The sequence below is a fragment of the Nonomuraea sp. NPDC049269 genome (assembly GCF_043197155.1).
Classification (GTDB): domain Bacteria; phylum Actinomycetota; class Actinomycetes; order Streptosporangiales; family Streptosporangiaceae; genus Nonomuraea.
The window spans coordinates 18,866-39,340 of record NZ_JBICSO010000011.1 but is presented as its reverse complement, the minus strand read 5'-3'; the positions used below and the strand labels follow the sequence as shown (position 1 = coordinate 39,340).

Here is a 20,475-nt window from a genome sequence, read left to right as displayed (position 1 = left end):
CCGGCCTCGGCATTGACGATCAGTCGGCCTGATACCCCAACGCGATCAAGGCCCTTAGCGCAGGGTGCCTCGTGGTGCTGGGCGGTATGACGTCGCGTCTTCACTCAGTGCGGCTGATGCTGGAGCCTGGCCTTGGCGGTGATCGCGCAGGCCAGGTAGGTGGCCGGTCAAGGCGACGAACCCGCCGAGCTGCACGAGGCCGCTGGGCATCGTCCACCTCCGCGACGCTGCTGGTCCCAGTCCGAGAGGCCTGGGTGTAAGGGAGCTGCAAGTGATGGGAAAGCATCAAAGTGACAATTGTGGCGATTGATAATATTCGCGCTTCCCTGGCCACTTCCTCTCAGCTCGCCCGCCAACAGTTCATCGAGCAGCTTTCAGGTGGCCGGGCCGACAGGACAGGGTTGTCATGGCCACACGACGAGAACGTCTGCGCTACCGGTTCGACAACAGCATGTCGAAAGGCACACCGGCTCTCATCGGCTGGCTCGCGCTGGTCACCGTCGTCATGGTCACGGTGTTCGCGGGCCTGTCCATGCTCTTCGCCGACAAGGACGTGCACGACAGCTGGTACGAAGCGCTGTGGGGCAGCCTCATGCGCGCGATGGATGCCGGCACTGTGGCGGGCGACAACGACGGCAGCACGATCTTCACGATCCTCGGGTTCTCCATTACGATCGGCGGGCTGCTCATCGTCTCCAGCCTCGTCGGCGTGCTCACCACAGGCCTGGACAACAAGCTGACCGAGCTGCGCAAGGGCCGTTCCAGAATCGTCGAGTCCGGCCACACGGCGCTGATCGGCTGGTCGGACCAGATCTTCACGATCATCCCGGAGCTGGTCGAGGCCAACGAGAGCGAGGCCAAGTCCTGCATCGCCATCCTCGGCGACGGCGACAAGCTGGAGATGGAGGAGGAACTGCGCGCCCGGGTCGGCGACACCGGCAAGACCCGGATCGTCGTACGCAGCGGCAGCCCGGCCGAGCCGTCCGACCTCGACCTGCTCAGCCTGGACAGCGCCCGCTCGATCATCGTGCTCTCGCCGCCCGGCGAGGACTCCGACGCGCACGTCATCAAGACGCTGCTCGCGCTGACCAACCGCAACTGGCGCAGGCGGCGCCCACCGATCATCGCCTCGGTGATCGACACCAACAACCTGGCCGCCGCCGAGCTGGCCGGAGGCGGCCACGCACAGGTGGTCGACAGCGACGACATCGCCTCACGACTCATCGTCCAGACCTCCCGCCAGTCGGGCCTGTCGGTGGTCTGCACCGATTTGCTGGACTTCGGCGGCGACGAGATCTACATGCGGGCCGAGCCGAAGCTGACCGGCTTCCCGTACGGGGAGGCGCTGTTCGCCTACGGGACCGCCTCTCTGATCGGGATTCGGCACGGCGACGGCTCGGTGGTACTGAATCCGCCGATGGACACCCAGATCATGGACGGCGACCAGATGATCGTGATCGCCGAGGACGACTCGACCATCCGGCTCGTCCGCAGCTTCCCGCCCGTCGTCCAGCAGGCGATCACTCACCCCCCTCGCCAGCCCATGCCCCCGGAGACCACGCTCCTCCTGGGCTGGAACAAGCGTGCCCCGAAGGTCGTCACCGAGCTCGCCCAGTACGTCTCGCCCGGCTCGGCGCTGAACATCGCGGCCGGCGTCATCGAGGACACCGAGCACCTGGAGCGGCTCACCGCCGGACTGCGCAACCTGGTGGTGAACGTCAAGGAGTGCGACACCACCGACCGGATCGTGCTGGAGTCGCTGAACCCGGGCATGTTCGACCACATCATCGTGCTGGCCGACGGGCATCTGGAGCCCCAGTACGCCGACTCGCGGACCCTGGTCACTCTGCTGCACCTGCGCGACATGGGCTCCCGGACCGGGCAGCGGTTCCCGATCGTCAGCGAGATGAACGACGACCGCAACCGCCGCCTGGGCCAGGTCACCCAGGCCGACGACTTCGTGGTCGGCGACAAGCTGATCAGCCTGCTGATGACCCAGCTCTCGGAGAATCCGCACCTGGGCGCCGTGTTCGAATACCTGTTCGATGCCGAAGGTTCGGAGATCTACCTCAAGCCCGCCACCGACTACGTTCACCCCGGCATGACGGTCAGCTTCGCCACCGTCATCGCCTCGGCGCGGATGCGCGGCGAGACCGCCATCGGCTACCGGCTGCAGGTCGAGTCCACCGCGCCACCCAACTTCGGCGTGGTGCTCAACCCCGGCAAATCCGATCCGGTCACGCTCGGCCCCCGGGACATGGTCATCGTCCTCGCCGAAGATTGATCCCTTATCCATCGCTTCGGGCGTACTCGGGAGCGCCTGGCACGTCCGCACACCCGGGAGGAACAGTCACTGCGCCGCGGCAACGGAGTGCCCGCGCTCGGCGCTTCTGGATCGCGCCTCCGATACCGTCGGCCCGCTCGGAGCCAAGTCGATGAGCGAGAGCCTGTTCACTCCGGTGGTTCCCGCGCCGGCCAACGCGCGCGGCATGCCACCGGCATCCGGTTCCGCACGCTGCCGTCGGCTCGCGACCGCGTCTGCCTTGCCATCGCCGCCGCCGAAGCGCGGGACGTACACGCAGCGGTTGTTGACATCGGATGAGCAGCGGCTGACGATCTCCAGGCAAGGCGTCTGGCCGAACCCCCTCGTCCAGAAAGGCCGAACCATGCGCTTGACAAGGCGATTATTGGCCACCGGAATGGCCGCCCTCCTCCTGATCGCGCTCTTCGGCGAGCCGGCCCGAGGGGCATCCCTCATCCCGCCATGCGTGGTGGACTACAAGGTCACGACCTGGGGCACGGGCCTCTCGGCCGACATGGCCCTGCACAATTTCACGGTCCCGCCGGGACCTCCGTGGTACCTGGAATTCGACCTCCCCAACAACCAGAACATCACTCAGACCTGGAACGGCAACTGGTCGGTGATAGGCACGGGCACGGTCACGGTCGCCAACCCCGTCTGGCACCCGGCCATCCCCGGGGGCACGAGTTTCGACCTCGGATTCAACGCCACCTTGAACGGCCCGTACGCGAACGCGACCAACTTCGTGTTCAACGACGTCGCCTGCGAGGTCAATTACGTGGTCGAGGTGATCGACCCCGACCAATAGCCGGTCCACCACTCGGGCCGGCCCACCGACAAGAGACGCAAGTCTGCCGCGACCTCGGCCACCGCCACGGCGAAGGCCGGGCGTTGAACAACCTCGGCCGCGCCCTGTGCCAGGTGCGGCGCTTCGACGAGGCCATCACCGCAGCGGGTTGGGCTCCAGCCTGTGGAGCCGTTTGCCGTCAGCGGCTTTGGACGGGTTGGGATGGGGCCCTGCATCCGCGAGTCACGGCGGGACAGCGAGCCGGTGGATCGTGGAGCCCAAAGCCGAAGATCCTCGGCTTGCCGCGACCGGTCCCGGCCCGCACGACCCTGCGGGCCGGGACGTCGACGTTGAGGCAGTGACTACTGGTCACGGCCACCACGACGTCATCCTGAGAGTCGCGGCAGAAATCCCCGGAGTGCCCTGCCTGGCCCACAAGCTGACCCGCTTGGCGCCCTGGGTGGCCGTGAATCCGGCCGATTGCCGAGCTGCACACCCCATCCTCCGCCCCCGTCAGCTGGTACCACATATGGCAACAGGCATACGGCCGTCCCGGCGGCTATCTCAACCCCGCCAAGCAGCAGCGGGTCGCCAACGCCGCGTACAGCACGTGCGACGAACTCGACGGTGCCGTCGACGGAATGATCTCCAATGTCCGGGGCTGCGACGATGCCTTCTCCATCGAGCCGCTACGCTGCCCCGGCGGAACCGACAGCTCAGACTCCTGTCTGTCCCAGGCTCAGCTCCAAACCCTGCAGGCAGCGGCATCTCGGTACAAGTTCGCGTTCCCGCTGGCGAACGGAGTCACCGGGACAGGACCCTATCCCGTCTTGCGGGGTGCCGATCTCGCCCCGCTGATGCTCGACGGCGCGGGAAATGGTGAAGCCACCGGCTACTACACGCTCTTCGATCCGATAATCCGTTACTTCATCGAACAGGATGCCGACGGGTTCTCGGTGAATTTCGACTATCGACGGTACGAGAAGCGCGTCAAGGAACTGTCCCGGCTCCTTAACACGACGGACCCCGACATCGACCGTTTCGCGCGCCACGCTTCGACCTGGCGTGGGACTCCCTCACTGCCCTGGACGACTGGACGAGCCGGAACAACCCTCCGGTCAACCCGGTGGCGACCGACGCCAACCCCGCCACGAAGAACCGCACACGCCCCTTGTGCGAATACCCGCTGTGGCCGAAGTACCAAGGCCACGGTGACGTCAGCCAGGCCAGGAACTTCTCGTGTGGCGGCCAAGGGCAACGCTGACCGTTAAGGAATTCGGCGGTAGCTGTCACAAGCCTGGAGGCTGCCCGGTCTTAGCTGGCGACTGGGCGGCAACGAGATGGTCGGCGGACAGACGGGATCGCGTTACCACGACTGGCCCGGCGCATGACGAAACCTGTGAGACCCCTGCGAAAGGAAGCACATGAGCAACGCGTTGGATGGAAGAGTCGTCCTCATCACTGGAGCGTCGTCGGGCATCGGAGAGGCCACTGCGCTGGCCCTCTCCGCAGAGGGGGCCCGGGTCGCGGTCGGGGCCCGGCGCGCCGACCGGTTGGAGGCTCTGGTGCGCAAGGCGCCCGGCGAGGTGCTGGCCCTCGAACTCGACGTGACCGACCAGGAGTCGGTGCGGGCCGCGGTCGCGAAGACCGTCGAACGCTTCGGCGCCCTGGACATCCTGGTGAACAACGCCGGGGTGATGCTCGCCGGCCCGATCGTGGGGGCGGACGTCACGGAATGGACGCGCATGGTCGAGACCAACCTGCTCGGGTCGATGTACACGGTCCACGCGGCGTTGCCGCAGCTGCTGGAGCGCAAGGGCGCCGTCGTGCAGGTCTCCTCGACCTCGGGCCGGATCGCTTCGGCCTACAACGGCGTCTACGCCGCGACGAAGTTCGGCGTCACCGCCTTCTCCGAGTCGCTGCGGCAGGAGGTCACCGCCCAAGGCGTGCGTGTCGTGGTCGTCGAGCCCGGTTTCGTCGCCACCGAACTGGCCGACCACATCACCGACCCCACGATGCGGGCCGCCGCGCGGCAACTGGCCACCTCTATGCGCACCCTGCAACCCGAGGACATCGCCAATGCCGTCGTGTACGCGGTCACCCAGCCGGAGCACGTCGCGGTCAACGAGATCCTCATTCGCCCGACCGACCAGACCCAGTAGGCGAGCGACGCCAGCCCCCGGACCTAGCGGACGACGTCGGCGGCGAGCAGTTCTTCCAGTTCGGCGAGGTCGCCGGTCTGCGCGGCGGCGAGGAACGTCTGTACGAGGCGCCGGTGCGCGGCGGTGCTCACCGGGTGGCGTCGTTCGGTGGCGAGGTGGTGGCGGGCGCGTCGCGCGAGTTGACGCGCATGGTCTTCGCCCAGGTGGAAAATCTCGGAGAGCCGACGGTAGGGGTAGTCGAAGGCTATGCGCAGGAGATAGACCGCGCGTTCGGCGGGGGGCACCCTCTCCAGCAGCAGCCGGATCGCGGTGTCGACCGCATCGCGCCGTTCGGCTGCCGTCTCGGGGCTGACAGAGCCGTCTATCGTCTCGGGAAGCCAAGGGCCGGCGGAGGTCTCGTGGCGCCTGCGGGCGGATTGGGCGACGTTGAGGGCGAGCCTGGTGGTGGTCAGCGCAAGGAACGCGGGCGGGCTGATGACGACCGAGCGATCGGCGCCGGCCCATCGCAGCCAGGTCTCCTGCACCACGTCTTCGGTCTCCCCCACGTCTTGCAGGACACGCAGCCCGATCGTGAAGAGCCGGGGCGCGGCACTGACGAACGCTGAAACGGCTCCGTCCCATCCGCTGATCGACCCCTCATCGCTCGGCTCCGCATGGCCTCTGTACGACTCCAACAGGTTCATGGTCACGATCTCGGCTCCGTTCGCACCCCAGCATCCGGCGATGCCACTGTGATCACGGTCGCTTCATGGGCCCCTCCATCGCGCCCTGGGGAGAGCCTGGTCGGTACCCTGGTCCGGACCGCTGCAGTCAGCGGTCAACGGTCGGCGGGGGCGGTGTCCATGGCAGGCAGAAGTCCCGGGTCGCGGCTTCGTGGGCGGCGGATCGAGTGCGAGACGCTGGACCAACTCGTGACGGCTGTGCGGGTCGGCCATAGCTCTGTCCTGGTCCTGCGCGGCGAGGCCGGCATCGGCAAGACGGCCTTGCTGGAGTACGCGCGGGGCAGCGCGTCCGGCTGCCGGATCGCCAGAGCGGCGGGCGTCGAGTCGGAGATGGAGCTGGCCTTCGGCGGCCTGCATCAGCTGTGCGCCCCGTTCCTGGATCATCTCGACCGCCTTCCGGGCCCGCAACGCGACGCGCTCGGGACGGCATTCGGCCTGAGCTCAGGGACCCCGTCGGACCGCTTCCTGGTCGGGCTCGCGGTGCTCAGCCTGCTCGCCGACGTAGCCGGGCAAGAGCCTCTGGTCTGCCTCGTCGATGACGCCCAGTGGCTGGACGAAGCCTCCGCGCAGGCCCTCGCCTTCGTCGCGCGGCGCCTGCTCGCGGAGCCGATCGGGCTGGTGCTCGCGGTGCGCGAGCACAGCCTCGAACTCGAGTTGGCGGGGCTGCCGCAGCTTGAGGTGGGGGGCTTGAGTGACAGCGACGCCCGCGCCCTGCTCGACTCCGTGGCTCCCGGGCGACTCGACGAGCAGGTCCGGGACCAGATCATCGCCGAAACGCGGGGAAACCCGCTGGCCCTGCTCGAGCTGCCCCGGGGGTTGACACCGGCGGAGCTGGCAGGTGGGTTCGGGCGGCCCGACGCCCGGCCGCTGGCCGGCCAGATCGAGCAGAGCTTCCTCCGGCAGATCCGGTCGCTACCGGCCGAGACGCAGCAGTTGCTGCTCATCGCGGCGGCCGAGCCGGTAGGCGATGTGACCTTGTTGACGCGAGCGGCCGAGCTGTCGGGAATCGCGAGGGCCGGCGCGTCGCCGGCCGAAGCGGCGGGGTTGATCACCATCGGGACCCGGGTACGTTTCCGTCATCCCCTCGTACGTTCGGCGGCCTACCGTGTGGCGGCCCCGCAGGACCGGCACAACGTGCACCGCGCGCTGGCCGACGCGACCGACCCCCAGTCGGATCCCGACCGCCGGGCGTGGCATCTGGCCAACGCGACGACCAGCCCGGACGAGACGGTGGCCGCCGAGTTGGAGCGCTCCGCCGACCGGGCGCAGGCGCGCGGCGGAGTCGCGGCGGCGGCCGCGTTCCTCGAGCGGGCGGCCGAGCTGACCCCCGATTCCGCACGCCGCGGCGCCAGAGCGTTGGCGGCGGCCCGGGCCAAGTATCAGGCCGGTGGGTACGGCGCCGCGCTCGAGCTGCTGAACGCGGCGGAACTCAGCCCTCTGGACGAACGCGAACTCGCCCGGTCCCAGCTGCTGCGCGGTCAGATCGTGTTCGTCTCCAGAAGTGCCGGCGCCGCCTTGCCGCTGCTGCTCAAAGCCGGCAAGCAACTTGAGCCGCTGGACCCCGGACTGGCCCGCGAGACCTACCGAGACGCGCTGAACGCGGCCCTGACGGCCGGCCGCCTGCCGAGAGGCGCTCAATTGGCGGATGTCGCCAAGGCGACGCTCGCCGCACCGCCGGGGCCGCCACCGGAGCGCAACGATCTGTTCCTGAACGGCGTGGCCGTGGTGGCCACTGAGGGGTACTCGGCGGGTGTGCCGATGGTGCTCCAGGCCCTGGTCGCCTTCCGCGCCGAAGGAGTCTCCAGGGAAGAAAGCCTTGGCTGGCTCTCGTTCGCGTGCCGCATGGCCCATAACGTCTGGGATTTCGACAGCTGGTCGGCGCTCTCGGCCAGGCTGGTCGACCTGGCACGCGAGACGGGGGCTCTGTCGGTGCTGCCGTCGGCTCTCCACATGCTCGTGTCGAACCGGGCCCTCGCCGGCGAACTCGCCGTCGCCGACGCGCTGCTCGCTGAGGCGGTGACGATCGGCGAGGTGACGGGCAGCCGCTTCTTCGCCCAGTACGCGGCCCTGGTGCTCGAGCCCTGGAGGGGCCGGGAGGCCGCGACACGACAGGCGATCGAAGCGCTCACGTAGGACACGGCCCTTCACGGGGAAGGCAAGGTGGTGACCGCCACCCAATGGGCGAACGCGGTGCTCTACAACAGCCTCGGTCGCTACGAGGAGGCGTACGTCGCGGCAGAGCGAGGCTGCGAGCACCCACAGGAGCTCGGGGGCCCGTTCATCAGGTCCTTGATCGAGCTTGTCGAGGCCGCCGCCCGGAGCGGAAGGCCGGCCCGCGCCGCCGAAGCCGCCCGGCGACTCGACGAGATGGCCCGGGCCAGTGGCACCGACTGGGCCCTCGGCACCTCGGCGAGCGCGCGTGCCCAGGTGAGCGACGGATCGGCCGCCGACGCTCTGTACCGTGAGTCGATCGAGCGGCTCGACCGCACCGAGGTCCGGGTGACGCTCGCCCGTGGCCGACTGCTCTACGGCGAGTGGCTGCGGCGGGAGAACCGGCGTGTCGACGCACGCGAGCAACTGGACATCGCGTACGAGATGTTCAGCCGGATGGGGGCCGAGGCGTTCGCGGAACGCGCCCGGCGCGAGCTCCAAGCCACCGGCCTGACGGTACGCAAGCGCACCGCCGAGGCGCGAACCACTCTCACCGCCCAGGAAGCGCAGATCGCCCGCCTGGCCGGTGACGGGCTGACGAACCCCGAGATCGGCGCTCAGCTCTTCATCAGCCCGCACACCGTCGAATGGCACCTACGCAAAATCTTCGTCAAGCTCGGCATCGTGTCCCGCAAACAGATCAGCACCACGCTGCTCAAAGGCACGGCGGCCACGGCCTGACCCGCGACCTGGTCGGGCCCCGGTGCCCATGGTCATCTCCTTTCCTCTCGATCCCCGGTGTCACGGATCGGGGGGCTGTCCGGTCTAAGTGGGTGAGTCGACCCGAACTTGGAAACGGAGAATTCCGCATGAATAGCCACGTCCTGGAGTCGGCGGCGCAGGAGCTCGCCGACGCCACCTCCAAGCCCCCGTTCCTGTACGAGCTGGGCGTGGAAGGCGCCCGCAAGGTCCTCGACGACCTCCAGTCCGCCCCGGTCGACAAGCCCGGGGTGGACGAGAAGTGGATCACGGTGTCGGCCGAGGTCGGCGACGTACGAGTACGCATCGTCAAGCCCGCCGGCACGACCGCCGCGCTGCCCACCGTCCTGTACGTCCACGGCGGCGGCTGGATCCTCGGTAACGCCGGCACCCACGACCGCCTCGTCCGCGAGCTGGCCGTCGGCGCGAACGCCGCGGTCGTTTTCGTGGAGTACGACCGCTCGCCCGAAGCCCGCTACCCGGTCGCCATCGAGCAGGCCTACGCCACCGCCCAGTGGATCACCAGGCACGGCGCGGACGAAGGGCTGGACGCCTCCCGGCTGGCGGTGGCCGGTGACTCGGTCGGTGGCAACATGACCGCCGCGCTGACCATCCTGGCCAAGCGGCGCGGCGACGTGACCTTCGTGCACCAGTCGCTGTACTACCCGGTGACCGACGCGGCCCAGGACACCGGCAGCTACCGCGAGTTCGCCCACGGCCCGTACCTGACCGCCAAGGCCATGGCCTGGTTCTGGGACGCCTACACCGCCGACCCCGCCCAGCGCGCCGAGATCACCGCCTCACCGCTGCGCGCCGGCCTGGAGGACCTGGCAGGGCTGCCGCCCGCGTTCGTCATCGTCGACGAGAACGACGTGCTGCGCGACGAGGGCGAGGCCTACGCCCGCAAGCTCACCGCGGCCGGCGTGCCGACCACCAGCGTCCGCTACAACGGCACCCTCCACGACTTCATGATGCTCAACCCCGTCCGCGACACCCACGCCGCGCGCGCCGCCACCGCCCAGGCCATCGAGGTCCTCGACGCCGCCCTGAACACCGGAAAGGCCAACTGATGAGCGAACGGCCGGTCATCGTCCTGGTTCACGGCGCCTTCGCCGAATCGGCCAGCTGGAACCGCGTCATCCAACGCCTGCACAGCGACCGGCTCACCGCCGTCGCCGTGGCCAACCCGCTGCGCGGCGTCGAAGGCGACGCCGCGTACGTGCGCGACGTGATCGCCGACATCGGCCGCCCGGTCGTGCTGGTGGGCCACTCCTACGGCGGCATGGTGATCACCCAGGCCGCCGCCGGCAACCCGGCGGTCCGCGCTCTGGTCTACGTCGCCGCCTTCGCTCCCGAACCCGGTGAGAGCGCGCTGCTGCTGTCGGCCAAGTTCGAAGGCAGCACCCTGGCCGGCGCGCTGGAGGCGTATCCGGTCGCCTCCGGCGGGAACGAGTTCCGTATCGCCGAGGACAAGTTCCACCACCAGTTCTGCGCCGACCTCGATGCCGGCGAGGCCGCCCTGATGGCCGCGACCCAGCGGCCGGTGACCGAGCGGGCGCTGACCGACGCCCTGACCGCGAGCGAGCCGGGCTGGCGCAGCAAACCGTCCTGGTTCGTCCACGGCGAGCGCGACCTCAACATCCCGGCCGCGGCGCTGCGGTTCATGGCCGAACGCGCCGGCTCACGCGGAACCCGCGAGATCCCCGGCGCCTCGCACGCGGTCGCCGCCTCGCGGCCCGACGCCGTGACCGCGGTCATCCGCGACGCCGCCGACCACGCGCAGGAGTGACACCACCTTGCCCGCGATCCTCATTCACGGCGTCCCCGACACCCACCGCGTCTGGGCCGGCGTCCGCCGGCGCCTGACGCGCACGGACGTGGAGGCTTGGGACCTGCCGGGCTTCGGCGCTCCACGCCCGGACGGCTTCAACAGCACCAAGGAGGAGTACGCCGACTGGCTGATCGGCCGCCTGGCGGAAATCGGCGAGCCGGTCGACCTGGTCGGCCACGACTGGGGCTGCATCCTCACCGCCCGGGTCGCGTCACTGCGCCCCGACCTGGTACGCACCTGGGCCGGCGGCAACGGCCCCATCAGCGCCCGGTACGTCTGGCATCCGCTGGCCAAGCTCTGGCAGGACCCCGTCGAGGAGGACCGCTTCATGGCCGGGCTGACGCCGCAGGGCTTCGCCGACGCCCTGATCAACGGCTTCGAGGTGCCCGACGACCTGGCCCAGGAGATGGTGCGGCACGTGGACGCGCCGATGAAGGACAGCATTCTCAAGCTCTACCGCTCCGCGGTGCGGATGGGCAGTGAGTGGGAGCCCGAGCTGGCGAAGATGACCGCGCTCGGCCTCGTGTTCTGGGGTGCACGCGACCCCGCCTGTCAGGTCGAGTTCGCCGACGAACTGGGCCGGGCCGTCCACACAAAACACGTACTCAAGCTCGACTGTAACCACTGGCCGCTGCTGCAGCGGCCGGCGCGGGTCGCCGCCGCTCTCGAGGAGCACTGGCAGCGCCACCAAGCCGCCTGACATAGAGGTAGGACTTTGATGAAGAATCTGGAACCTGTCGCTGTTTCCGGGGCAGGACGGATCGACACCCTCGACAGTCTGCGTGAGCACCTGCAGTGGGCCGTCGAGCTGGAACACGCGACGTTGCCGCCGTACCTGTGCGCGCTGTACTCCCTGGACCCGGAGCGCAACCCCGAGGCGATGGAGGTGGTGGGCAGCGTCTTCGCCGAGGAGATGCTGCACCTGGCGCTGGCCGCGAACCTGCTCAACGCCGTCGGCGGCCGGCCGCGCCTCGACCTGCCGGGGATGTTGCCGCCGCATCCCCGGCGGCTGCCCCACAGCGATGTGGAACTGTCGCTGCTCCCGTTCGGCCCGGAGGCCCTGGAGGTGTTCCTGCGTCTGGAACGGCCCGCTCCGCCCGGCGCCCCGCCGCAAGGCGACGGCTACGAGACAATCGGGCAGTTCTACGACGCGATAGAACAAGGACTGCGCCACTTGTGCGAGCAACTCGGCGAGCGGGAGGTCTTCTGCGGCGACTCTGCCCGCCAGGTGAACGGCAGCCATTTCCGGCACACCGCTGGTTCGCTGTTCGCGGTGGAGGATCTGGAGTCGGCGCTGGGCGCGCTGGAGGAGATCGTCGAACAGGGCGAGGGCACGGCCCGGGGCGAGGTCTGGGACGGCGACCAGGACGTTTTCCACCCCGACCGGGACGAGGTCGCCCACTACTACCGCTTCCAGGAACTCAAACTCGGCCGACGCTACCAGCGCGGCGACACCCCGCAGTCCGGGCCCACCGGCGAGCCGATCTCGATGAATCTGGCCGCCGCGCGCCCGATGCGGCCCAACCCGCGGCTGTCCGATCATGCCTCGGGCAGCGCCATCCGTACCGCGCAGGAAGAGTTCAACCGTACTTACTGCACCCTGTTGAACCAGCTGGAGCAGGCCTTCAACGGCGACCCGAAACAGCTCGGGGCCGCCGTCGGCACCATGTACGCGCTCAAGGCCCAGGCCGGCGCCCTCATGCTGATGCCCGACGAGGACAGCACCACGGCGGGCCCCACCTTCGAATACGTGCCACCGGAGCAACGCTCATGAGCGTCCATCATCGGCGAGCGCGGTCTTCAGTTCGGCGCGCCCCCTGATGCCGAGCTTCATGAAGACCTTGCGCAGGTGGTACTCGGCGGTGCGCGCGCTGATGAACAGCCGCGCGCCGATGTCCCGGTTCGTGAGTCCTTCGCGTGCGAGGCGCGCCACATTGAGCTCCTGGTCGGTGAGTTGCGCCGCTGACCCATGCGCGCGCACGCGCAAGGTCTCGCCGCTCGCGCTCAGCTCGCGTGCGGCGCGCCCGGCGAAGCCGCTCAAGCCGATGCCCGACAACACCTCGTACGCGGCTCGGAGCTGCTCGCGGGCATCGGCGTGCCGGCCCTGGCGGTTCAGCTCCTCCCCGTACAGCAAGCGGCAGCGCCCGACCATGATCGGAATCCGCTCGCGCTCGAAGCGGTCGATCGCATCCAGGTACAGGGCCTGGGCCTCGTCACCTTCGTGCAACTGCGCCTCGGCCATCACCAGCACGGCCAACGCCCAGTTGGTCCCCACCGGCCGCGTGACGTTCGCCAGTTGCTCGAACGCCTGCTCGGCGAGCGCGAGCTCGCCGGTGTGCGTGGCCGCCTCCACGAGCTCGAGCAGCGTGCGCATCGCGTGACTCAGCTCGTGCGTGTACGGCAGCTCACGGCAACCGCTGGCCACCGCCTCGGCGAAGCGTCCCAGGCCGTTGTAGAGGATGGCCTCCCCGAAGTTGACCGCGCTCAGCCCGTACCCCTCGCCTCGCGCCTGCGCGTCGGCTCGGATCTGCTCCGCCAGGGGCTCCGCCTCGCCGGCCTGCCCTCGATACGCCGCGAGGAAGAATCGCCCGTACTGCGGGAGCGGGTGGCCGGTGACGTCCTTGATGGCGTCGATCTCGTCGCAGGAGGCTTCGGCCGCGTCCAGCTCGCCGTCGACCGTCTGCGCCACCATCAGCAGGCTCAGGGCGATCGGCAGCACTGTCACGACGCCTTCGACGCGGGCGAGCTCGACCTGCCGATCGGCGAGCGCGCGGAGCCCGCGGGCATCCCAGAGGTCCTGCGCGGCGCGGGAGGCGAACCACATCCAGTGCAGCTCGAGCGAGTCCGGGGCCTGCTCGAGGAACGCGCGCTGCGCCCGGCGCAGGGTGTCGATCGCGGCCTCCTGCCCTTTGGCGGCGAGCAGCGCCTGGCCGCGCAGAATCAGATCCCGCGCACGGCCGGACTCCTCGGCTGGGCTGGGCTCCTCGGCGGCGTCGGGCTCCTCGGCGGCGGTCGCCTCCAGGATCGCGTTCGAGACCGCGGCCACCTGCTCGGCGTCACCGAGCCGACCGCCGTAGATCGCGGCCGACAGCGCCTCGATGTAGGTGTCGCGGGCGAGCACCGGGTCGAGCCCTTCGAGGCCCTGGGCCGCGGCGAGGAGGAGCTGCGGCCCGCTGCTGTCTCGATGCAGTGCGTACCCGGCGCGGGCGCGCAGCCGGGCGACCAGCGCCTCTTGCAACGCGGTGAGAGGATGGTCGCGGGCGGTGTCGAGCAGGTGCAGGGCCGCTGCGGGCGCGCCCGCCTCGTGCTTGGCCTCGGCGGCCGCGATCAGCCGCTGCACGCGGCGGACCGGCGCGGGCGTCAGCTCCGCCGCCCGCTCCAAGAACGCGCCCGCGGCGGCCGCGCCGCCGCGGGTCCGCGCACGCACCGCGGACCGCTCGAGGTCGGCAGCGACCTCCTCGTCCGGGCGCAGCGTCGCGCTGGCCCGATGCCATGCCCGGCGATCCGGGTCGTGCTCGACGCTGGTGACGTCGGCCAGCGCGGCGTGGACGCGCCGCCGATCCTGCGGCGACGCCGCCCGGTAGACCGCCGACCGCACGAGCGGATGGCGAAAGCCGACGCGCGTGCCGACGGCGAGCGCGTCGGCGTTCCTGGCGGCGTCGAAGTCCTCCGGGCCCAGTCCCAGTGCCGCGCTCGCCCGCCACAACAGCCCGGGATCTCCGGTCGGGTCCGCGGCCGCCAGCAGCAACAGCAGGCGCACCGACTCGGGCAGCGGTTCGAGCTGCGCGACCAGGCTCTGCTCGATGCGGCTCTCCAGCGGGATCGAGCCGGTGAGAGTGAACCCGCCGGCGATCTCGGCCGGGCTCAGCGCCCAGGGCAGCTCCCGCAGCGCGAGCGGGTTGCCGCGCGCCTCCGCGATCAGCTGGTCGCGTACCCGCTGGTCGAGGCCGCCGGGGACCGCGAGGCGCAGGAGCTCGCGGGCGTCGTCGTCGCCCACCCCTTCGACGACCAGCTGCCGAAGCCCGGCGAACACCTCGTTGACCGTGCGCATGGCGAGCACGATGACGATCCCCTCGACGTCGAGCCGCCGGGCGGCGAACGCGACAGCGCGCGCCGACGCCTCGTCGAGCCACTGCGCGTCGTCGACGATACAGAGCAGCGTCCGGTCTCCCGCGGCCTCGGTGAGCAACCCGAGCAGTGCGAGCCCGACGAGGAACGGGCTGGGCGCGGAAGCCTGGCGCAGGCCGAACGCCGCCTCGATCGCCTCGCGCTGCGGGGCGGGCAGGCGCCCGGAAGAACCCATCATGTGCCCGCACAACTGCTGCAGACCGGCGTAGGCCAGCTCCATCTCGGACTCCGACGCGACGATGCGCTCGACCCGGACGTCGGTCGCGGCGCGCGCCGCCATGCGGTCCAGAAGTGCCGTCTTGCCGACGCCGGCCTCGCCGGAGACGATCAGCGCGCCGCTGTGACCTGCGCGGGCACGGTCCATCAGCGCGCCCAGCTCCATTAACTCGCGATGCCGTCCCCGCAGTGGCGCGGTCTCTGTCACGATGCCACCTTTGCGGGGATTTACCGATAAATGGTGCCTTTGGCGGGCCAGATCCTATCTGAGACATCGGCGACACGGGCCGCGAGCCTTCGGCGTTTCCGGCCGCCTCACTGGTGAACAGGAACGCGCGATCCTTTCCTCGACATTTCTAGCCGCCGAGCCGGTTCACGGCGTTCCGCGGGATCTCCCCGCGCAGTGCCGTACGGACCTGAGGTCGGCCGGCGACTGCTCGGAGCAGAAACCTGCGTGGGGGGGTGATGACGACATTGGGCGGGCCGATGAGGTCCTCATGCTCATCCGGTGGTTCCAGCGCCAGGACGTCGAGGGCGGCGCCGGCGAGCTGTGCGGTGCGCAGGGCGCCCGTCAGGGCCGCCTTCCGATTCACCAGCGTGCCGTAGCAGTCGAAGGTGACCCAGCCGCTCGCGGGCCTGGCTCGTACCGGCTCGATGGAAACGCCGAGGAAACGGTCTCCTGACTAGGACTGGAGCTTCACATCGGAGCTTCGGCTTTCTAGGAGAAGTGACTCATGGTTTCGCGTCAATCGGCAGTCGCCCGCGTCGTCTCCGCAGGATGCGCGGCATTGGCTCTGAGCGTGTCCGCGCCCGCCATCGCGTCGACGGACAACGCCTCCGTCAAGCTAGGGGACGTGCAGAAGGCGATGGAGGCCTTGGTGAAGACAGGCCACGTGGTGGGCGCCATCGGCGAGGTGTACGTGAACGGCAAGCGGGCCGGAAAGGGATCGGCCGGATCCCAGCTGCTCGACGGCGACGGTGGCGCGATCCCCTCCACCGCCCGCTACCGGATCGGCTCACAGAGCAAGAACATGACCGCCACCGCGGCCCTGCAACTCGTGCGGAGCGGGAAGCTGAAGCTGGACGACAAGCTCAGCGAGCTGCTCCCCGAGGTGGCGGAGAAGGATCTCGTGGAACGGGCCGACGAGATCACGGTACGCGACCTGATCCAGCAGACCTCGGGCATCCCCGACTTCCTCACCCCCGACATCGACCCGCTCGACACCACGATCACGTATCGCCCCGCCGACTTGCTGGCCGCCTCCCGCAAGCGGCAACGGCCATCGGAGATCGGGACCTTCAACTACTCCAACACCAACTACATCCTGGTCGGCATGATCATCGAGAAGCTGACCGGGCATTCGCTGGCGACCGAGCTCAAGCGGAGGATCTTCACCCCGCTGGGCATGCGAGACACCTACCTGCCGGTCAAGGCCGCCGAGGGGATCAAGGGCCCGCATGGGCACGGCTACATGGTGGATGAGACGGGCAAGCTGCTCGATGTCGACAAGCTCAACGCCACCACCATGCTGGGCGCCGGCGGCGTGATCTCCACCGCGCACGACATCAGCGCCTTCGAACGCGCCTTCGTTCAGGGCAGACTGCTGCCGGACTCCCTGCAAAAAGTGATCACCGACCCGGCGCCCGGCCAGCAGCCGCCGCCGAAGGGCGGCCTGTGCGAGGGCAACCCCAGCTTCCAGCCACGCGGCGGCAGCGCTCCCGGCTTCGTCGCCGTGACCTACACCTCCCCGGACGGGAAACTGCAGTTCGCGGTCTCCGTGACGGTGGCCGCGGACGATGCCGAGCGCGGCGCTGTTGGGAGGCGCGTCGATCAGGCCCTCGTATCGGTGTTCTGCCCTGCGTCCGCCGCCGGCTAGACGCAACGCTTCTCTGGGGTTCCCGAGGGCGAGTCACATGCGCTCGGCCGTCAGCAGGGGCGTCCCAGCCGTCCCTGCACGTCGTAGATATGCTGCACGCTGATCAGCGTGTCATGGTGTTCGCGCAGGTGATCCTCGAACGACCAGGCTTGGGGGCCGTACGGTCCGCCGTGGGTCTCCCATTGGATCACCTGGCCGCGGCTTCCGTGGTGGGCGGGCGCGAGGTCGATGCAGAGCAGGTTGCCACCGCTGTCTTCGGCGAAACGTATCCAGCCACGATGCCACCACACGCACCGCACGTAGCCCTTGGCCGGGTCGAGTTCGCGGGAGACCCGGCCGTCGAAGATCATCTGATCGTGCGCGTCCCTGAGGAGGCGATGGTCGACCGTCGCAGTGACCTGCTCGGGGGCCAGGCAGCCAGGAAGGTAACGAAGTCGACAGTGCTGCCCCGGGGCTGAGGTAGTGGCGCGGGCGGGCGTGATCATGAGGGTGGGGCGACACCGTCGAAGGTCCTTGCCCTCGAACCGGTCGATCAGCGTGGTGACATGCCCACCGAACCTGATCCCAAGAGCGGGGAGCGAGACTGATGCCGCTCCCCGCCCGTATCACCGATTCACGGACCGACGTCCCATTGCACGGTGTCCCATTGCTGTTGAGGCCCTCCGTTGTATTCCCAGAGCTGAATCTTGCCGCCGTCGCGGATTTCCTGCGCCTTCGCGTCGAGGACGTAATTGTGCCCCGCTGGGGAGGCGACATTCCTCAAGGCGTCGTTACCGTACGGTGCCCACCGCTGCTGGGCCTGGCCGTTGTAGTCCCAGAGCTGGATGGCGCCACCGTTTCCGATCGTCTGGGCTTTCGCGTCGAGCACGAGTGTCCGGCCGGCCGGTGACGCCCTGTTCTTCAAGTACGTGTACGTACCGACGTTGCGGTAGAACGCCCATTGCTGCTGGTTCCCGCCGTTGCAGGTCCAGAGCTGGACGATGCCGCCGTTGCCGATGGTCTGGGCTTTCGCATCGAGGCAGAAGTCCAGGCTTCCCGCTGCTCTGGTGAAGAAGAGGTAGTACGTCAAGTCGGCCTCCACCCCGACCGGCAAGCCCTCGACCTGTTCCGAACGGCCGGCCACCGCCCTGGACACGCCAAGGCGCTCAACGGGGTCGGCAACTGCCACGCCCTCCTCGGACACCACAACCGAGCGCTCGGGTACTGCCGGCGAGCCCTCACCCTGTTCGAGGAACTCGGCGACCTCAACGGTCAGGCCGCGTCTCTCGACGGCCTTGGGTACGCACACCACCACCTCGGTCAGTACGACCTGGCCAAATGCTGTCACCGGCAGGCGCTCAAGCTGCACCTGGAGCTGGGCGATCGCATCGGCGAAGTCGAGGCGCTGATCCGTCTCGGCAACGCCCACCACACCGACGGCGAGCACGACACCGCCCGCGACACCTGGCGGCAAGCCCTCGTCATTCTCGACGAGCTCGCTCACCCCGACGCCAGTTATGTCCGCGCCCAGCTCGCCGACACCGAACCGCACCAGACCGCGGCCGCTGGTCCACGGTTGTATTGGCCTCACCGGTAGAACCACCTAGCCCTGGCGCAGCAGGTCCTTCACCGCGGCCACGATGCCCTCGGCCGACAGCCCGAAGTGGTCGAGCAGGAAAGCGGTGTCACCGGTCGGCGCGAACACGCGGGGCACGCCGAGGATCCGCATCGGCACCGGGTGGTGGGTGACGACGGCCGCCGACACCGCCGCGCCCAGGCCCCCGCTGACCGTGGCCTCCTCGGCCGTGACGATCCGGCCGGTCTCGCGGGCCGCAGCGACAACGGCCTCCTCGTCCAGCGGTTCGAGGAAGGGCATGTTGAGCACCCGCACCGACACGCCCTCGCCGCGCAGCCGGGCCGCCGCCTCCAGAGCGCGGGAGGTCAGCGAGCCGATCGCGATGACGGTGGCGTCGCCGCCGTCCTGCAGCAGCACGGCGCGGCGCGGCTCGAACGGCGCGTCGTCGGGAGTGACGACCGGCACCTTGAAGCGTGGGATGCGCAGGTAGGAGGGCCTTGGTGAGGCCGCCGCCCAGCGTACGGCGGCCCGGGTCTGCACCGGGTCGGCCGGGATGATCACGTCCAGGTTCGCGACCGCGCGCATCCAGGACAGGTCCTCGATCGAATGATGGGTCGGCCCCAGCTCGCCATAGGCCATGCCGGGGCTCTGCCCGCAGAGCACGACATGGGCTTCGCTGTAGGCGACATCGGCTTTGATCTGCTCCAGGGCCCGTCCGGTCAGGAACGGCGCCGCCGCGCACACGAAAGGGATCTTGCCCGCGTTCGCCAGACCGGCGGCCACGCCCACAAGATCCTGCTCGGCGATGCCAACGTTGATCAGGCGGTCGGGATAGCGCTCACGGAACCCGACGAGATTGCTGGAGCCCACGGAGTCGTTGCACACCGCCACGATCCGCTCGTCCGCGCCGGCCAGGGCCAGCAACTCGTCGGCGAAGTCCTGGCGGCAGTCGAAGACGGCCTGCTGCTCGGTGAGGGTCATCGTGCCAGCTCCGCCAGCGCCGACTCGACCTGGTCCGGGCTGGGCACCTTGTGGTGCCACTCCACCCTGTCCTCCATGAACGACACGCCCTTCCCCTTGATCGTGTCGGCGATGACGACGACCGGCCGGCCGGTGAGCGAGCCGTTCATCGCCCGCAGCAGCGCTTGGTGGTCATGACCGTCGATCTCGCGCACCTCCCAGCCGAAGCTGCGCCACTTGTCCCCCAGAGCGCCGAGAGCGTTGGTCTCCTCCGTCCTGGCGCCCTGCTGCAGCCGGTTGCGATCGACGATCGCCGTCAGCGACGACAGGCCATGGTGAGAGGCGGCCATCGCGGCCTCCCAGTTGCTGCCTTCCTGCAGCTCACCGTCGCCCAGCACGACGAAGGTACGCCAGCTCAGACCATCCAGCTGGGCCGCCAGCGCACAGCCGGTCGCCACCGGCAGGCCGTGCCCGAGCGCGCCGGTGTTGGTCTCGACCCCGGGAACCTTGAGCCGGTTGGGATGGCCGTTCAACGCCGACAGCGGCGCCATGAACGTCTCCAGCTCCGCCGGGGCGAAGAAGCCGCACTGGGCCAGGGTCGAGTAGAGCGCGGCGGCACAGTGGCCCTTGCTCAGCACGAACCGGTCGCGCCCGGACCAGTGCGGACGCTCAGGGTCGACGGACAACGCTCCGTAAAAACAGGACACCAAGATGTCGGTCACCGACAGATCGCCGCCGATGTGTCCCATGCCGGCCCGACCGATGGTCTGGATGATGCTCCGGCGCACGTCCGTGGCCAACCGGTCCAGCTCTGCCGCGGCGCTCTCCCGGTCGGTCTCCCGGATGCGCTCGACCGTCTTGCGGTAGGCGGCCGCTCGCACCAGATCAGGGGCGAGCATCGACATCACCGATGTGAATATCTATTCCATAGCGACTAGACATAACTAGAAGCTACGGCCGTCGGCGGATTCGTGTCAACGAGGGGGTGATGATCACTTACGCGCCGGCTCCTTGACGGGCGCAGT

19 protein-coding genes and 1 pseudogene are annotated in these 20,475 nt (G+C 69.3%); 13 read left to right on the top strand and 7 right to left on the bottom strand.

Annotation, left to right across the window (positions count from 1 at the left end; genetic code table 11):
- The first annotated feature begins 406 nt into the window (after positions 1 to 406).
- The 5 genes and pseudogenes from ACGFNP_RS49545 (at position 407) to ACGFNP_RS49525 (ending at position 5,251) form a co-directional block, all read left to right on the top strand.
- A complete protein-coding gene (locus ACGFNP_RS49545; RefSeq protein WP_393330214.1) occupies positions 407 to 2,284 on the top strand; it encodes a potassium transporter TrkA in 1,878 nt (625 codons plus the stop codon).
- A gap of 151 nt (positions 2,285 to 2,435) precedes the next feature.
- Positions 2,436 to 3,110 (top strand): cellulose binding domain-containing protein, encoded by a 675-nt coding sequence (locus tag ACGFNP_RS49540; RefSeq protein ID WP_393330212.1) that lies wholly within the window; start codon positions 2,436 to 2,438, stop codon positions 3,108 to 3,110.
- Between the two features lie 449 nt (positions 3,111 to 3,559).
- Positions 3,560 to 4,081: pseudogene (locus ACGFNP_RS49535) on the top strand (tannase/feruloyl esterase family alpha/beta hydrolase); the annotation flags it as partial.
- Between the two features lie 68 nt (positions 4,082 to 4,149).
- Complete coding sequence (locus tag ACGFNP_RS49530) at positions 4,150 to 4,353, top strand: tannase/feruloyl esterase family alpha/beta hydrolase (protein WP_393331156.1); 204 nt, start codon at positions 4,150 to 4,152, stop codon at positions 4,351 to 4,353.
- A 160-nt stretch (positions 4,354 to 4,513) separates the two neighbouring features.
- Positions 4,514 to 5,251, top strand: coding sequence for an SDR family NAD(P)-dependent oxidoreductase (locus ACGFNP_RS49525; RefSeq protein ID WP_358320710.1), 738 nt, complete (start codon positions 4,514 to 4,516; stop codon positions 5,249 to 5,251).
- Positions 5,252 to 5,274: 23 nt separating this feature from the next.
- Here the strand turns inward: ACGFNP_RS49525 and ACGFNP_RS49520 are convergent, their stop codons facing one another.
- Positions 5,275 to 5,934 (bottom strand): sigma factor-like helix-turn-helix DNA-binding protein, encoded by a 660-nt coding sequence (locus tag ACGFNP_RS49520; protein ID WP_393331153.1) that lies wholly within the window; start codon positions 5,932 to 5,934, stop codon positions 5,275 to 5,277.
- A gap of 159 nt (positions 5,935 to 6,093) precedes the next feature.
- On the opposite strand from ACGFNP_RS49520, the gene ACGFNP_RS49515 reads away from it, so the two are divergent.
- The 6 genes from ACGFNP_RS49515 (at position 6,094) to ACGFNP_RS49490 (ending at position 12,488) form a co-directional block, all read left to right on the top strand.
- Complete coding sequence (locus ACGFNP_RS49515; RefSeq protein ID WP_393330209.1) at positions 6,094 to 8,106, top strand: AAA family ATPase; 2,013 nt, start codon at positions 6,094 to 6,096, stop codon at positions 8,104 to 8,106.
- Positions 8,107 to 8,136: 30 nt separating this feature from the next.
- Entirely contained in the window at positions 8,137 to 8,865 is a 729-nt protein-coding gene (locus ACGFNP_RS49510) for a LuxR C-terminal-related transcriptional regulator (RefSeq protein WP_393330207.1), read from the top strand.
- Positions 8,866 to 8,993: 128 nt separating this feature from the next.
- Positions 8,994 to 9,953 carry an alpha/beta hydrolase gene (locus tag ACGFNP_RS49505; protein WP_393330205.1) on the top strand — a complete coding sequence of 320 codons (960 nt, stop codon included), beginning with the start codon at positions 8,994 to 8,996 and terminating at the stop codon, positions 9,951 to 9,953.
- A complete protein-coding gene (locus ACGFNP_RS49500; RefSeq protein ID WP_393330202.1) occupies positions 9,953 to 10,672 on the top strand; it encodes an alpha/beta fold hydrolase in 720 nt (239 codons plus the stop codon). Before ACGFNP_RS49505 ends, ACGFNP_RS49500 begins: the two co-directional genes overlap by 1 nt.
- A gap of 7 nt (positions 10,673 to 10,679) precedes the next feature.
- The gene (locus ACGFNP_RS49495) at positions 10,680 to 11,414 is read left to right on the top strand and encodes an alpha/beta fold hydrolase (protein ID WP_393330200.1); all 735 of its coding nucleotides are present in this window, start codon (positions 10,680 to 10,682) and stop codon (positions 11,412 to 11,414) included.
- A gap of 18 nt (positions 11,415 to 11,432) precedes the next feature.
- Positions 11,433 to 12,488: a ferritin-like protein gene (locus ACGFNP_RS49490; RefSeq protein WP_393330198.1), complete on the top strand. Its 1,056-nt coding sequence runs from the start codon at positions 11,433 to 11,435 to the stop codon at positions 12,486 to 12,488.
- On the opposite strand, the gene ACGFNP_RS49485 is transcribed toward ACGFNP_RS49490, so the two are convergent.
- Both ACGFNP_RS49485 and ACGFNP_RS49480 read right to left on the bottom strand, forming a co-directional pair.
- Entirely contained in the window at positions 12,483 to 15,266 is a 2,784-nt protein-coding gene (locus tag ACGFNP_RS49485) for an AAA family ATPase (protein WP_393330196.1), read from the bottom strand. The two genes, ACGFNP_RS49490 and ACGFNP_RS49485, sit on opposite strands and share 6 nt — an antisense overlap.
- Positions 15,267 to 15,414: 148 nt before the next feature.
- Positions 15,415 to 15,651 carry an NAD(P)-dependent oxidoreductase gene (locus tag ACGFNP_RS49480; protein ID WP_393330194.1) on the bottom strand — a complete coding sequence of 79 codons (237 nt, stop codon included), beginning with the start codon at positions 15,649 to 15,651 and terminating at the stop codon, positions 15,415 to 15,417.
- 141 nt (positions 15,652 to 15,792) lie between these two features.
- Here ACGFNP_RS49480 and ACGFNP_RS49475 point away from each other — a divergent pair, with 141 nt between their 5' ends.
- Positions 15,793 to 16,935, top strand: coding sequence for a serine hydrolase domain-containing protein (locus ACGFNP_RS49475; protein WP_393330191.1), 1,143 nt, complete (start codon positions 15,793 to 15,795; stop codon positions 16,933 to 16,935).
- A gap of 50 nt (positions 16,936 to 16,985) precedes the next feature.
- Here ACGFNP_RS49475 and ACGFNP_RS49470 read toward each other — a convergent pair whose 3' ends face one another.
- Both ACGFNP_RS49470 and ACGFNP_RS49465 read right to left on the bottom strand, forming a co-directional pair.
- Positions 16,986 to 17,285, bottom strand: coding sequence for an SMI1/KNR4 family protein (locus tag ACGFNP_RS49470; RefSeq protein WP_393330189.1), 300 nt, complete (start codon positions 17,283 to 17,285; stop codon positions 16,986 to 16,988).
- Between the two features lie 263 nt (positions 17,286 to 17,548).
- Complete coding sequence (locus tag ACGFNP_RS49465; protein WP_393330186.1) at positions 17,549 to 18,016, bottom strand: RICIN domain-containing protein; 468 nt, start codon at positions 18,014 to 18,016, stop codon at positions 17,549 to 17,551.
- Between ACGFNP_RS49465 and ACGFNP_RS49460 the strand changes: the two genes are divergently transcribed.
- Positions 17,909 to 18,511, top strand: a complete 603-nt coding sequence (locus ACGFNP_RS49460) for a tetratricopeptide repeat protein (protein WP_393331150.1) — start codon at positions 17,909 to 17,911, stop codon at positions 18,509 to 18,511. The genes ACGFNP_RS49465 and ACGFNP_RS49460 overlap by 108 nt on opposite strands.
- Positions 18,512 to 18,517: 6 nt before the next feature.
- On the opposite strand, the gene ACGFNP_RS49455 is transcribed toward ACGFNP_RS49460, so the two are convergent.
- The gene (locus ACGFNP_RS49455) at positions 18,518 to 19,471 is read right to left on the bottom strand and encodes a transketolase C-terminal domain-containing protein (protein ID WP_358320742.1); all 954 of its coding nucleotides are present in this window, start codon (positions 19,469 to 19,471) and stop codon (positions 18,518 to 18,520) included.
- On the bottom strand, positions 19,468 to 20,349 hold the full coding sequence (locus tag ACGFNP_RS49450; protein ID WP_393330183.1) for a transketolase: 882 nt from the start codon (positions 20,347 to 20,349) through the stop codon (positions 19,468 to 19,470). Before ACGFNP_RS49450 ends, ACGFNP_RS49455 begins: the two co-directional genes overlap by 4 nt.
- Between the last annotated feature and the right edge of the window lie 126 nt (positions 20,350 to 20,475).

Bases quoted from the DNA above. Each gene is read 5' to 3' on its own strand.
- ACGFNP_RS49545 (WP_393330214.1), top strand. From the start codon at position 407: ATGGCCACACGACGAGAACGTCTGCGCTACCGGTTCGACAACAGCATG.
- ACGFNP_RS49540 (WP_393330212.1), top strand. From the start codon at position 2,436: ATGAGCGAGAGCCTGTTCACTCCGGTGGTTCCCGCGCCGGCCAACGCG.
- ACGFNP_RS49525 (WP_358320710.1), top strand. From the start codon at position 4,514: ATGAGCAACGCGTTGGATGGAAGAGTCGTCCTCATCACTGGAGCGTCG.
- ACGFNP_RS49520 (WP_393331153.1), bottom strand. From the start codon at position 5,934: ATGAACCTGTTGGAGTCGTACAGAGGCCATGCGGAGCCGAGCGATGAG.
- ACGFNP_RS49515 (WP_393330209.1), top strand. From the start codon at position 6,094: ATGGCAGGCAGAAGTCCCGGGTCGCGGCTTCGTGGGCGGCGGATCGAG.
- ACGFNP_RS49505 (WP_393330205.1), top strand. From the start codon at position 8,994: ATGAATAGCCACGTCCTGGAGTCGGCGGCGCAGGAGCTCGCCGACGCC.
- ACGFNP_RS49500 (WP_393330202.1), top strand. From the start codon at position 9,953: ATGAGCGAACGGCCGGTCATCGTCCTGGTTCACGGCGCCTTCGCCGAA.
- ACGFNP_RS49490 (WP_393330198.1), top strand. From the start codon at position 11,433: ATGAAGAATCTGGAACCTGTCGCTGTTTCCGGGGCAGGACGGATCGAC.
- ACGFNP_RS49475 (WP_393330191.1), top strand. From the start codon at position 15,793: ATGGTTTCGCGTCAATCGGCAGTCGCCCGCGTCGTCTCCGCAGGATGC.
- ACGFNP_RS49470 (WP_393330189.1), bottom strand. From the start codon at position 17,285: ATGATCTTCGACGGCCGGGTCTCCCGCGAACTCGACCCGGCCAAGGGC.
- ACGFNP_RS49455 (WP_358320742.1), bottom strand. From the start codon at position 19,471: ATGACCCTCACCGAGCAGCAGGCCGTCTTCGACTGCCGCCAGGACTTC.
- ACGFNP_RS49450 (WP_393330183.1), bottom strand. From the start codon at position 20,349: ATGCTCGCCCCTGATCTGGTGCGAGCGGCCGCCTACCGCAAGACGGTC.